10 protein-coding genes are annotated in these 12719 nt (G+C 46.5%); 1 reads left to right on the forward strand and 9 read right to left on the reverse strand.

All coding sequences use genetic code 11. The features are described 5' to 3' along the window. Nucleotides 1–120: 120 nt before the first annotated feature. Entirely contained in the window at nucleotides 121–1341 is a 1221-nt protein-coding gene (locus KGMB01110_RS02700; protein WP_117603862.1) for an LCP family protein, read from the forward strand. Nucleotides 1342–1464: 123 nt separating this feature from the next. On the opposite strand, the gene KGMB01110_RS02705 is transcribed toward KGMB01110_RS02700, so the two are convergent. The 9 genes from KGMB01110_RS02705 to uvrA all read right to left on the reverse strand — a co-directional run bounded on the left by KGMB01110_RS02705 (nucleotide 1465) and on the right by uvrA (nucleotide 12594). Continuing rightward, the gene (locus KGMB01110_RS02705) at nucleotides 1465–1737 is read right to left on the reverse strand and encodes an HPr family phosphocarrier protein (RefSeq protein ID WP_117603861.1); all 273 of its coding nucleotides are present in this window, start codon (nucleotides 1735–1737) and stop codon (nucleotides 1465–1467) included. A 105-nt stretch (nucleotides 1738–1842) separates the two neighbouring features. Continuing rightward, entirely contained in the window at nucleotides 1843–3090 is a 1248-nt protein-coding gene (locus KGMB01110_RS02710) for a CdaR family protein (protein WP_117603860.1), read from the reverse strand. After that, on the reverse strand, nucleotides 3080–3949 hold the full coding sequence (gene cdaA, locus KGMB01110_RS02715) for a diadenylate cyclase CdaA (RefSeq protein ID WP_117603859.1): 870 nt from the start codon (nucleotides 3947–3949) through the stop codon (nucleotides 3080–3082). The genes KGMB01110_RS02710 and cdaA overlap by 11 nt, the downstream gene beginning before the upstream one ends. 39 nt (nucleotides 3950–3988) lie before the next feature. Beyond that, entirely contained in the window at nucleotides 3989–5005 is a 1017-nt protein-coding gene (locus KGMB01110_RS02720; RefSeq protein WP_117603858.1) for a hypothetical protein, read from the reverse strand. A gap of 79 nt (nucleotides 5006–5084) precedes the next feature. Then, the gene (locus KGMB01110_RS02725; protein ID WP_243112639.1) at nucleotides 5085–5399 is read right to left on the reverse strand and encodes a hypothetical protein; all 315 of its coding nucleotides are present in this window, start codon (nucleotides 5397–5399) and stop codon (nucleotides 5085–5087) included. 60 nt (nucleotides 5400–5459) lie between these two features. Further along, entirely contained in the window at nucleotides 5460–6266 is an 807-nt protein-coding gene (locus tag KGMB01110_RS02730; RefSeq protein WP_243112641.1) for a ComF family protein, read from the reverse strand. Then, on the reverse strand, nucleotides 6248–8455 hold the full coding sequence (recD2, locus tag KGMB01110_RS02735) for an SF1B family DNA helicase RecD2 (RefSeq protein WP_119299051.1): 2208 nt from the start codon (nucleotides 8453–8455) through the stop codon (nucleotides 6248–6250). The genes KGMB01110_RS02730 and recD2 overlap by 19 nt, the downstream gene beginning before the upstream one ends. Before the next feature lie 149 nt (nucleotides 8456–8604). Beyond that, nucleotides 8605–9594, reverse strand: coding sequence for a rod shape-determining protein (gene mreB, locus KGMB01110_RS02740; RefSeq protein WP_117603856.1), 990 nt, complete (start codon nucleotides 9592–9594; stop codon nucleotides 8605–8607). A 153-nt stretch (nucleotides 9595–9747) separates the two neighbouring features. Then, the gene (uvrA, locus tag KGMB01110_RS02745) at nucleotides 9748–12594 is read right to left on the reverse strand and encodes an excinuclease ABC subunit UvrA (protein ID WP_119297483.1); all 2847 of its coding nucleotides are present in this window, start codon (nucleotides 12592–12594) and stop codon (nucleotides 9748–9750) included. Nucleotides 12595–12719: the final 125 nt, after the last annotated feature.

The following is a 12719-nucleotide window of genomic DNA, read 5'->3' on the forward strand; positions in this document are numbered from 1 at the left end:
TCTGAAATAGGTAATAATATCCAATATATTCTTTGCAGTCATGCGTTTTCAGTTCTGTATTACCAGCCCTGTGTTATGCATGATTTGCTATATGTTTTCAAACCGAAACGGAGGTCCTTTATGAGCAGAAAAAGAAGACGCAGACCGCTCACTCCCAAAGAGCGCGCCCTTCTACGACGAAAGAGAAAACGCAGACGACTGATCCTGATCCTTGCAGAGCTTCTGGTTCTTGCAGTCCTTGGTGTCGCTGCTTTTGTTGTTTTAAAATTAGATCTGATGAATTATAATCCATTGAATGAAAAGAATCTGGATATTTATCAGGACACCGGTGATTACACCAATATTGCACTTTTCGGTCTGGATTCCAGAGAAGGCGAACTGGAAAAAGGCGCCCGAAGCGACAGTATCATCATCGCCAGTATCAACAACAAGACCAAAGAAGTCAAACTTCTGTCTGTTTACCGAGACACCCTTTTAAAACAGGATGATGACACCTATGATAAAGCAAACAGTGCTTATTTTTACGGTGGACCGGAAGCAGCCATCGCACTGCTGAACCGAAATCTGGATCTGGATATCAAGAAATACATCAGTGTCAACTTCAACGCCTTAAGCGACATCATCGATGCCCTCGGAGGACTTGAGATTGATGTAACCGAAGAAGAAGTTCCTTATGTGAATGCGTATACCGTGGAAAATATCAAAGTCACCGGTAAAGATTCTCTGGGAATTGAGTCCGCCGGGCTCCAGACCTTAAACGGAATCCAGGCTACGGCCTACGCGCGAATTCGTTACACTAGCGGTGATGATTTCAAGCGAACCGAACGTCAACGTCTGGTACTCCAGAAGATTGCAGAGAAAGCACAGGCCGCCGATATTTCCACCTTAAATCGTATCATTGATCAGGTACTTCCAGAAATTTCCACCAATCTGACCGCCGCCAATTTTATGGGTCTGGCCGCCAACGGTCTGAAATACAGTATCGGGGAGAGCAAGGGATTTCCTTTTGACGTCACGACTTCCGAAAGTGTGCGCAACCACGATGGCTCCTATGTTATTCCCATTGGATTTTCCGACAATGTCTCCCAGCTTCATCAGTTCCTTTTCGGAGACAAAGATTACAAGCCCTCCGACTTGGTGGAGGAGATCAGTAACGACATCATTTATCTTTCCGGAGTAGATCCGGCAGATTATACCACCAACGATTCTTCCTCTTCCGACAACGAGGATTCCTCCGGTGATCCTTCAGATTCTTCCGATGAAGAGGACAGCAGTTCCGACAGCGGTTCTGACTATAATGACTCCTCCGATGAAGAAGATACCGGCGGATATTATGATTAAGCAAAAAATCAGGCATGCGAGTGTTTTTCTACACATTTGCATGCCTGACTTTTTGCTTTTTTAGCCACTTAATTTACAGTGCCGCTCAAAGGTTAGTGCTCGTTGCAACCTTTTATGGTGTTTTTACTCTCCCAGACCATCTTCCACGATCTTTACCATCTCTGCCAGTGCCGCTTCTTCATTTTCGCCCTCGCAGAAGATCTCAATCTCATCTCCGCTTTTTATGCAGGCTCCCAACACACTGAGCACGCTCTTCGCATTGGCGGCCAGTTTTCCGTTTCTTGCCTTAAATGTCACAGAGCAATTTTCAAACTTCATTGCAGTGGTACAGAACAAACCTGCCGGTCTCAGATGAAGTCCTGTAGGATTTTTTATCTTTACTGTTTCGCTTACCATCGTTCTATCACTCCTGTTTTGCTATCTCGTCTTCTCTTATATGCCATGTTCTTCCTTACTTTTGGTTCCCGTCTTTCCTTTTTCTTCCTTTTTCTCTGTCTTACTTTACTCTTCTTTTTTCTGTAAAAGGATCTTGATTGACGGTTGGGTCACCAGAGTGACTGACTCCGGCACTTCTACGGAAACCGGAACGATATAAGTGCCCGGATCTTTGCAGTCTTTCAGATCGATCGAAACACCATTTCTCACATCCAGAGAATTCAGTGCATCCTGCGATCCTTTAAACTGAAGACTCAGGTCTTCCACATCTTCATAATCAATCTTCAGGCCACTGGCAAGATTGTTGACCACGATTCCCTCTACCGGGAATTCTATGGTCTGTGCACCTTCCAGCTCCACTGTCACTGTAACAATAACATTCTTCGCTGTGTCATCTACCAGCTCCACTCCTTCCGGAAGATAAGGAGAAATGTCTACCACGATTTCTTCCTTTCCGGTTGCTCCGCTGATATCCAATTCGGAAGACGGAATCTGAATACTGTCCAGTCCTTTCAGGGCCTTTGCTGTTCCACAGACAGAAATTCTATCCGGGGTACTGGTAAGTCCCGTATATACATATCCGTTGGCCGGACTTCCTGACACTTCAAAGTCTAACGTTAAATCTTTCTTGCTCAATACCTGTACATCTACGCTGACACCTTTTTCTCCAAGGTTGTTGGTCAGCAGGGTCTGATCGATCACATTTCCCTTTGCGTCGTACAGGATCAGTTCTGCATCCAGTTCCTTATCTTCTGCCAGTCCGGAAATATTCACCCTTGCAACTGCTTTGTCAATGGTTGCCACCAAGGATTCCGAACCACGAATTGTAATGGTCTCCGGATTGGTCTTTGTCTCTCCCAGTACATAGCCATCTCTTAATGTGCCTGTCGTATCCACACTCAATGGGAAAGTATTTTTGGTCTGGTCTTCAATCTTGACCTGGATATTTCTCGGAGTCGCCTCTGCAGACTCATATTTGCCTTCGAATCCATCCACCGTTACCGTCACTGGAACCAGAGATTTCAATTCCATCTCCCGCATATCCGCTTCGGCCTTGATGTCATTATTCTTAATCTGAGAAAGCACAGATCTCGGCGCCGTCACTGCAACAGTCACAGTCTGCGTATCATCCAGAATTTGATAGGTCTTTCCGGTATTGGTTACTACTTCTTCATTTGTGACTGTGACCGGTATATTTCGATATATGTTTGTATCCACCGGATCGTCCACGTTTACCACGATCAACCATAACAATGCAGCAAAAAGAACTGCTGCAAACTTCAGTCCAATGTTGTTTGTCAGCTTATTCTTCATGCTTCTGCCGTCCTTTCCACCGTGTAAATTTCTTCACATCTGAAGTACAGTACTGTATCTGGCTCAATCTTGTCATCAGATATTCTTCGGAAACGCCACGTGCCAGTTGTCCGCCCATCGCTACAGAGACCTGACCGGTTTCTTCAGATACAACGATGATCAGTGCGTCACTGACTTCGCTCATTCCCAGTGCCGCTCTGTGTCTGGTTCCCAGTTCCTTGCTGATCTGCATATTGTCCGACAGCGGAAGGTAACAGGTTGCGGAAGTAATCCGGTCTCCCCGCACGATCACGGCTCCGTCATGCAATGGTGTATTATGTTCAAAAATATTGATCAGAACCTGCTCGGACACTTTACAGTCCAGTTCGATTCCGGTCAGTTCATATTCAGTCAGGTGGATCGCCTGTTCCACCACGATTAGCGCACCTGTACAGACGCTTCCCATCTCGAAGGCTGCATGAACCAGACTTTCCAGCGTTTCATCGGAAAATCTCTGATTCTCTTTGTTGCGCTCAAATGGCACCAGATTGGAAAAGAAATTCTTCTCTCCCAGTTTTTCCAATGCTCTTCTCAGTTCCGGCTGGAACACGATCACCGCTGCTGTCGCCAGCACATTGATGCAGCCTTTTGCCAGGAACAAAATGGTATGCATCTTAAAAACGGCTGCGATCAGAATGAAGCCTGCCAGTGTCAGCAGTCCGCGAAGCAGCATCCATGCTTTTGTATTCTTGATCCAGAGCATGATCTCATAGATCACTACCGCAACGATCACGATCTCGATCACATCGATAAAACGGATATGAGGCAGATATAAATCTCCCAGATATCTTCCGAAAAATGCTGCGATTCTTGCTTCCATTCTGTCACCTCCTGTCCTTCAACTTCATAAATATATATGTTACTTCTTCGTAGAATTATTTTCCATGCCCAGTTCTTTATTTAAGCTCTGCTTTAAGAGTTCTTCTTCTGTCTCTTTCTGGCTCCATTCCTGACGTTCGTTGATCTTTTTCACCGTTTTTTCCGGTGCCGATACCACAATCTTCGGAACCGCTTTTACATAATAATAGTATTCATCATCTTCAAATTGCATCCGCTGGGTACGGGAATAATCCACTGAAAAGATCATAAATTCCAGTGCCATTCCGATCACCACCGATACTGCACTTCCCAAAATCAGTGTAAGATAATCTGTATGTACTCCAAATGCAAGATCTCCTGCGATAAACAGAACCAGTTCTGAAATCACACCGGCTCCGATTGCAATCTTCCATGCCTGATCTGCCGCACGCATCCGCAGATTGTAGACCAGAAGCAGGCAAACCGTAAATGCCAGAATTGCCACAAACATCTCCTTATTCTGTACGATCTGTTTGGTGTAAGCCGACAAACTCTTGATCATGCTGTCTGTCCCGGAGCTTTTCAGTGCTGCCGAAGCTCCTTTTACATAATGAAGCATATAATATACGATGGTTCCGCAGGCTACCGGAACCGCAAAAACCGGTGTTCCAACCAGACCAAAAGCAACCGGGATCACATACGGGATCTTTAACACAAATGCAAGAGGTGTAAGCAAGATCAGCCATGCTTTCTTCGGTGTAAATCTGAAATAAAAAATATACATAATCAAAAATACGACCGCTGTGATCAGTACCACCGGCAAGGATACAGAATAAAAATGGATCAGGATCAGTCCTGCCGCCAGAATCGTCATCACGATCAATGGCAGGAAGGTACAGATCACTGAAAGTCCCACTGTCACAAATACGGATGCCGCCTGTTTTGTAAATCCTATGTTCAGATTGATTGCTCCAAACACCAGCAATCCCAGGATCAATCGAAGTCCCTTGTCAATATAAGAAGAATACTTCCCATAAAACATCTGCAATTGTTCTTTCCAAACCAATAATGTATCCATTCTTTATTTCTCCCTCTTATATAACTTTCCAAGTCTCGCAAGATCTCTGTAATATTGTTTCACTCTCTGTTTCGCTTTATTATATTTTTTCCGGTAAAAACTTCCCGCTCTGGTCGCACAAACAATCAGAACCAAAATATCCAACGACAATTATGAGCGCCAGAATGATCATTTTTGTAATCGTCAGGGATTCCAGAAAATTGTCCATTCCACCAATCAGAACCAATCCGAGAAACAAACCGTATCCGATCGTCGTCCACAAAATCGTGATCAGTACATTCAGCCCTACATAGTCTTTTCGGTAGTAACTGCTGATCGGAATATCTTCTTTTCCTTTTTTCTCCTCATATGCCGCCATGCGGGTCATTAATTTTACGCGATTTTCATTCAACATCGTTCTTCACCCCACAGTTTCCCACTGTCATTTACACATTGCTTTTAGTATACCATATAGTCAAAGTCCTTGTCCAATGCTTATCGTCAAAAAGTACACTTTTGAAACGCCTGCTTTTTTCAGCATTTTCGCCGCCTTATTGATCGTACTTCCCGTGGTATAGATATCATCAACCAGCACCACGGATCTCACCGGTTTCCAGCACTTCGCCACTGCAAATGCCTGTCTTAAATTCTGCTGTCGTTCTCTGTCATCCAGTTCCTTTTGCGGTCTGGTATCCCGAATCCGAAATAATGCGCCCTCTTCCACCGGGATGCCCGTTCGCTTCGACAATTCTCTCGCCAGAATCTTCGCCTGATTATACCCTCGTTTCTTTTGTCTCTTTTCTGAAAGCGGAATGGGGATCAATGCCTCTGCCTGCCAGCGTCTCAGATCTTTTGCAAATCTTTCCGCCATTTCTTCCGCAAAAACCTTCGCATAGACTCTCTGGTTCTTGAATTTGAACCGGTAAATTGCATCGGATGCGGGAGATCTGTGAAGATACAGACTTCTGCCCTGATCGAAGTAACGTTTCCTCCCGGCGCAGTCCCGACAGTATTCCACATCCTCGTCTTCTTCTCGCAATGGTTTTCCGCACCGATAACAACGGGGTTCTTCGACATACTGCAGTTTCTTCCGACATTCCTGACATATGCAGCTGTCATCCATCTTTTTCCACTGTTTTACCACTCTCTGTTCTCCGCTCTCCGGCCCATTTCCTATCTTTCTCTTTTCCGGAAAAGCACCGATTTTCCCGGATACCTGCAGAATCTCTCCGCAAAATGGACAGACCTCCGGATAGAGCAGGTTCAGACCTCTCTGATACACTCTGCCAAGCTGGTATAACGCTCCTGTTCGCTTTTGTTTTGGATCATATCCTGAAATGTTTCTTCACTCCCCACAATGGTAATACATTTTTTTGCCCGCGTGACTGCCGTGTAAAGCAGACTGCGGTTGTACAGTTGTCTCGGTCCCGGGAGCAACGGCAGGATCACAGCCGGATATTCGCTTCCTTGGGATTTGTGAATGGTAATGGCATAGGCCAGATCCAGTTCTTCCACCAGATCAAATGGATATTTTACCATCCGGTGTTCATCATATTCTACTTCCAGAGTCTCGTCATATTCATTGATTTCCCTGACAATCCCCATATCCCCGTTGAAAATTCCCTGACCTTCATCTACTTTCAGGCCGTATTTCGTCCGGATTTCCCATTCCAGTTGATAATTATTCCGGGTCTGCATAACCTTGTCTCCCACCCGGAACAACCGGCTTCCGATTTCCTTTTCTGCCTTTTTTTCACTGGCCGGATTCAGATACTTCTGTAAAAATTCATTGAGACGTTCCACCCCCAGAAGTCCTTTTCTCATCGGAGTCAGAACCTGAATCTCTGAGGCATCTTCTCCGATATATTTTGGCAGCTTTTCCTGGATCAGCGCGATCGTTACCCGGATAATAATATCCGCATCCTGGCGTCTCAGAAAGAAAAAGTCGCGGCTCTTATTGTCCGGCACCACCATTTCTCCCTCGTTGATTCGATGGGCATTCAATACAATATCGCTGGTTCCCGCCTGCCGGAAAATCTTTTTCAGCTTTATAACCGGAAACCGCTCAGATGTAATAATATCTTTCAGTACACTTCCCGGTCCTACTGACGGAAGCTGATCCTGATCTCCCACCAGAATCAGGCGGGTTCCCGGACAGATTGCCGTCAACAACGCATGCATCAACGGCAGATCCACCATTGACATTTCATCGATAATGATCACGTCCGCTTCCAGAGGATTCTCCTGATTCCTGCCGAAACCGCCCATGGATTCCTCTTCCTGACTCCCGCTAACCTCCAGTAAACGATGGATCGTCTGTGCCTCATAACCACTGGTTTCCGTCATTCGCTTCGCCGCACGCCCCGTGGGTGCCGCCAGACTGATGTCCAGTCCTTCCCGCTCAAAAATGCGGATCATGGTATTGATGGTGGTGGTTTTTCCGGTTCCCGGTCCTCCTGTAAGGATAAACAGACCTCTTCTCAGAGATTCCAGTACCGCCTCTTTCTGCCGGTCATCCAGACTGATCTTCTCTTCTGCCTCGATCTGGCGGATGACCCGCTGTGCCTCCTGCTCATCGATCTCATAAGCCAGATCCAGTTCACAGAGCATCCTCGCCGTATTCAGTTCCAGGTAGTAATAGTGACTGGCATAGACCCGCACTTCATCCCCAACCTGCTTCATCACGGCTTTTCGCTCGATGCACAGATCCATCACATGTTTTTCCATCCGTTCCGTCCCCACGCCAAGGAGCTGACTTGTCCGGTAAAACAGACTTTCTTTCGGAAGATATACATGCCCTTCCGTGGTACTCTGCGTCAATACATAGAGCAAACCACTGTGAATACGAAAATCCGAATCCATATGGATTCCGCCACGCATCGCAATCTCGTCTGCTGTCTTAAATCCCACTCCCTGAATATCTTCCGCAATCTGGTACGGATTTTCTTCCAGGATCTGATAGACTTTCTGTCCATAATACTGATAAATCTTTGCCGCCAGTGTAATCGAGATTCCGTATTTTTGCAGAAAGATCATCACTTGCCGCATCTCTCTTTTTTCTTCCAGTTGGGATGCGATCTCCCGTGCCTTTCGTTCACTGATTCCTTTTACTTCCGCCAGTCTCTCCGGCTCCTCTTCAATGATTCGGAAAGTATCTTCTTTAAAAAGCTTTACGATCTTTCCTGCCATCTTCGGTCCTACCCCTTTAATCGCTCCGCTTCCCAGATAACGTTCAATCGATACCAGATCTTCCGGTTCCTTGATCTGATGCTCCGATACTTTCAGTTGGACGCCATACAGGCTGTGTGTTGTATATTCTCCGGACACCTCGATCAGTTCTCCCTCTCCTATGTATGGAAAGCTGCCCACGCAGGTCACCTCTCCGTCATCATTTGTCAGAGAAAACACGGTATATCCGTTTTCCTCATTTCGATATACGATATGTTCAATATATCCCTGTATCGTTTCCAACGCTTCTCTTCCTCTCCTGTGTATCTTCTCTTCCTGTATATCCGTTCCCATTCAGGAATGTCTTATCTTTCTTTTCTCTTAATCACGCAATCCATAAAATCCATCACAATTTCGTTGTCACGCTGTTCGCATCGTGAAAAACGGAAAGATTAAAAATCTTTCCGTCCACTCATAAATTCTACAAATTGTCCGGTACCTATCGCAACGACTTTCATCGGGTCTTCCGCTGTCATCGTATTGATTCCCGTTTTTTCTTCAATCAGCTCTTCCAGTCCCCGAAGCATCGCACCACCTCCGGTCAGTACAATTCCACGATCCAGAATATCTGCGGAAAGCTCCGGTGGAGTACGCTCCAATACTCCGATCACGGCTTCCACAATCTGACTGGTTGCTTCTCTTAAGGCTTCCTCTGTCTCGGAAGAAGTGATCGTAACCGTCTTCGGCAGACCTGTCACCAGATTCCGGCCACGGACTTCCATCGTCTCTTCCTCCACCAGAGGATAGGTCGTTCCGATCTTAATCTTGATATCTTCTGCCGTCCGTTCTCCAATCAGCAGATTATGTTTCTTCCGCATATAACGGACGATTGCCTCATCGAAATCATCCCCCGCGATCTTGATGGACGTATTGACTACCGTTCCGCCCAGAGAAATTACCGCAATATCTGCCGTTCCTCCTCCGATATCCACGATCATATTTCCGCAGGGTTTGGAAATATCAATTCCGGCACCGATAGCTGCCGCTACCGGTTCTTCGATCAGATGTACTTCTCTGGCTCCGGCTGCAAAGGTTGCCTCCTCTACGGCTTTCTTTTCCACTTCCGTCACACCACTCGGCACGCAGATACTGATCCGCGGCTTTTTGAATGTTCTCCGTCCCAGAGATTTCTGAACGAAATATTTGATCATTTTTTCTGTTACGGTATAGTCTGAAATCACACCCTGACGAAGTGGGCGCACGGCCACAATATTTCCCGGTGTTCTTCCGAGCATCAGTCTGGCTTCTTCTCCGATAGCCTTGATCACATTGGTATCTCTGTCAAAAGCAACTACAGACGGCTCCTTCAAAACCACACCTTTTCCTTTTACGTATACGAGCACACTGGCTGTACCCAAATCTATCCCGATATCTACTGCCATAATACTCTCCTTCCAATCTATCTTCTCTTCTATTATCTTCTTTCGTATGCATCTCATACCTTCCGGCTCTCAAAAAGATGCATTACTAGTATAGTAAAATTTGGAAGGATTGGAAAGTCCTTTTTCCAGATTTCAGACTTTTTTCACTGTATTTTAAGAATTTAAAAGCATGGGCTTTACATATTTTCCCGTGTAAGATGCAGGATTCTCCGCCACTTCTTCCGGGGTTCCGCAGGCAACAACCGTACCGCCCTTATCTCCGCCTTCCGGCCCGATATCAATCAGATAATCTGCCGTCTTGATCACATCCAGGTTGTGTTCGATCACGATCACGGTATTACCCTCTTCGGAAAAACGGTGCAGAATCTTCGTCAGTTTATGCACATCTGCAAAATGCAGTCCCGTAGTTGGCTCGTCCAGAATATAAACGGTCTTTCCGGTGCTGCGCTTGCTCAGCTCTGTCGCCAGTTTGATCCGCTGCGCCTCGCCTCCTGATAATGTGGTGGACGGCTGTCCCAGTCGAATGTACGACAGACCCACGTCATTCAGCGTCTCCATCTTTCTGCGGATGCTTGGAATATGGTCGAAGAATTGCAATGCCTCTTCCACCGTCATATTCAGCACATCATATATACTTTTTCCTTTATATTTTACTTCCAATGTCTCCCGGTTGTATCGTTTGCCCTTGCAGACTTCACAGGGCACATAAACATCCGGAAGGAAATGCATCTCAATCTTTAAAATTCCGTCACCAGAGCAGGCCTCGCATCGTCCGCCTTTGACGTTGAAACTGAATCTTCCTTTCTTATAGCCTCTGGCTTTCGCATCGGCTGTCGCTGCGAAAAGATCCCGAATCAGATCGAACACACCGGTGTACGTTGCCGGATTGGATCTCGGTGTCCGTCCGATGGGTGACTGATCGATGTTGATCACCTTATCCACCTGATCCAGCCCTTCGATCTTTTTGTGTTTTCCAGGAATAGTACGCGCCCGGTTCAGTTCCCGTGCCAGCTTCTTGTACAAAATCTCATTAACCAGAGAACTTTTTCCCGAACCGGAAACTCCGGTCACACAGGTCATCACTCCCAACGGAAATGCCACATCTATATTTTTCAGGTTGTTCTGCTGCGCTCCAATTACTTTCAGCCAGCCCGTCGGTTTCCTGCGAACTTCCGGCACCGGAATCTTCAGACGCCCGCTCAGATAAGCACCCGTAATAGATTTTTCATTTGCCATCAGTTCTTCTGCAGTTCCCACTGCCACCACTTCTCCACCATGTTCGCCGGCTCCCGGACCGATATCCACAATGCAGTCTGCCGCGCGCATGGTATCCTCGTCATGCTCCACCACAATCAACGAATTGCCCAGATCCCGCAGATGTTTCAGCGTATTCAGAAGCTTGTCATTGTCTCTCTGGTGAAGTCCGATACTAGGTTCGTCCAGAATGTATGCCACACCGACCAGACCGGAACCGATCTGTGTCGCCAGCCGGATTCTCTGTGCCTCGCCTCCCGACAAGGTTCCCGTTGCTCTTGCAAGGGTCAGATAATCCAGCCCCACATCGATCAAAAACTGAATCCTTGCTTTGATTTCTTTTAAGATCTGATTTCCGATCATCTGCTGGGTTTCATTCAACTGAAGTTCCTGAAGGAACGCCCGCATCCGCTCGATGGAGAGTTCTGTCACTTCATAGATATTTTTCTCTCCGATGGTTACCGCCAGTGCGCCCTGTTTCAGACGCTGTCCCCGACATTCCGGGCAAGGCGTGATCTGCATATAACTTTCATATTCCGCCTTCGTTGTCTCTGATCCGGTCTCCCGGTAACGACGTTCCACGCTGCGAATCAGACCTTCAAAAGCAATATCGTAAACACCCTCACCTCTCTGACCTTTATAATAAACCTTCACGGATCGTCCGCCGGTTCCATAGATCAGAATATCGTGGATTTTCTTCGGATATTTTTCAAACGGTGTATCCAGATCAAATCCATATTCCTCACAAAGCGCATCTAAAATGGCTCTGGTAAAACTTCCTTTTGTGGCACAGGACTGCCATCCCAGCACCACGATCGCGCCCTCGTTGATACTCAGGCTCTTGTCCGGAATCATCAGATCCTCATCAAATTCCATTTTATATCCCAGACCGAAGCAGACAGGGCAGGCTCCAAAAGGATTATTGAAAGAAAAGCTTCGCGGCTCGATTTCCTCAATGCTGATTCCGCAGTCCGGGCAGGAAAAGCTCTGACTGAAATTCATCGGTTCTCCGTCGATCACATCCACCACCAGCAATCCTTCTGAAAGAGCCAGTACATTTTCCACAGAATCGGTCAGTCTCTTCTCAATCCCAGGCTTGATCACCAGACGATCCACCACAATCTCTATGGTATGCTTGATGTTTTTGTCCAGACTGATCTCCTCGGACAACTCATAGAGATTTCCATCGATTCGCACCCGGACATACCCACTTTTCTTGGCACGGTCCAGTACTTTTACGTGTGTTCCTTTCCGTCCGCGGACAACCGGTGCCAGGATCTGTACCTTCGTCCGCTCCGGCAGACTCATAATCTGATCTACCATCTGATCCACCGACTGTTTACGGATCTCTTTTCCGCATTTCGGGCAATGCGGGATCCCGATCCTCGCATATAAAAGTCGCAGATAATCATAAATCTCCGTCACCGTTCCCACTGTAGATCTGGGATTATGATTGGTGGATTTCTGATCGATCGAAATTGCCGGAGAAAGTCCCTCAATACTCTCCACATCCGGCTTTTCCATCTGTCCTAAGAACTGTCTTGCATAGGAAGACAAAGACTCCATGTAGCGTCTCTGTCCCTCCGCATAGATTGTGTCAAATGCCAGGGAGGATTTTCCCGATCCACTTAAGCCTGTCAGAACAACCAGCTCATTTCTCGGAATATCCACATCTATATTTTTCAGGTTGTTTTCATTGGCGCCACGAATTCTGATGTATTGTCTGACGTCCATTTTCTTTCCCATGTATCTTACCTCTGTTCTATTATCTATTCTTTCGGTTCTATTGATATTTTGGTTTTACGATTTCTTTTCTACAGTTTCTCTTTGCTCCGGATCCGGTCTTGTATTCCTGTAGTCCTGATCCTTTC

Origin of the sequence: Mediterraneibacter butyricigenes (assembly GCF_003574295.1) — a bacterium.
Lineage (GTDB): Bacteria > Bacillota > Clostridia > Lachnospirales > Lachnospiraceae > Mediterraneibacter_A > Mediterraneibacter_A butyricigenes.

Coding starts and splice junctions, on each gene's coding strand:
- uvrA (WP_119297483.1), bottom strand. CDS start 12,594: ATGGGAAAGAAAATGGACGTCAGACAATACATCAGAATTCGTGGCGCC.
- mreB (WP_117603856.1), bottom strand. CDS start 9,594: ATGGCAGTAGATATCGGGATAGATTTGGGTACAGCCAGTGTGCTCGTA.
- KGMB01110_RS02710 (WP_117603860.1), bottom strand. CDS start 3,090: ATGAAGAATAAGCTGACAAACAACATTGGACTGAAGTTTGCAGCAGTT.
- KGMB01110_RS02700 (WP_117603862.1), top strand. CDS start 121: ATGAGCAGAAAAAGAAGACGCAGACCGCTCACTCCCAAAGAGCGCGCC.
- cdaA (WP_117603859.1), bottom strand. CDS start 3,949: ATGGAAGCAAGAATCGCAGCATTTTTCGGAAGATATCTGGGAGATTTA.
- KGMB01110_RS02720 (WP_117603858.1), bottom strand. CDS start 5,005: ATGGATACATTATTGGTTTGGAAAGAACAATTGCAGATGTTTTATGGG.
- KGMB01110_RS02725 (WP_243112639.1), bottom strand. CDS start 5,399: ATGTTGAATGAAAATCGCGTAAAATTAATGACCCGCATGGCGGCATAT.
- KGMB01110_RS02705 (WP_117603861.1), bottom strand. CDS start 1,737: ATGGTAAGCGAAACAGTAAAGATAAAAAATCCTACAGGACTTCATCTG.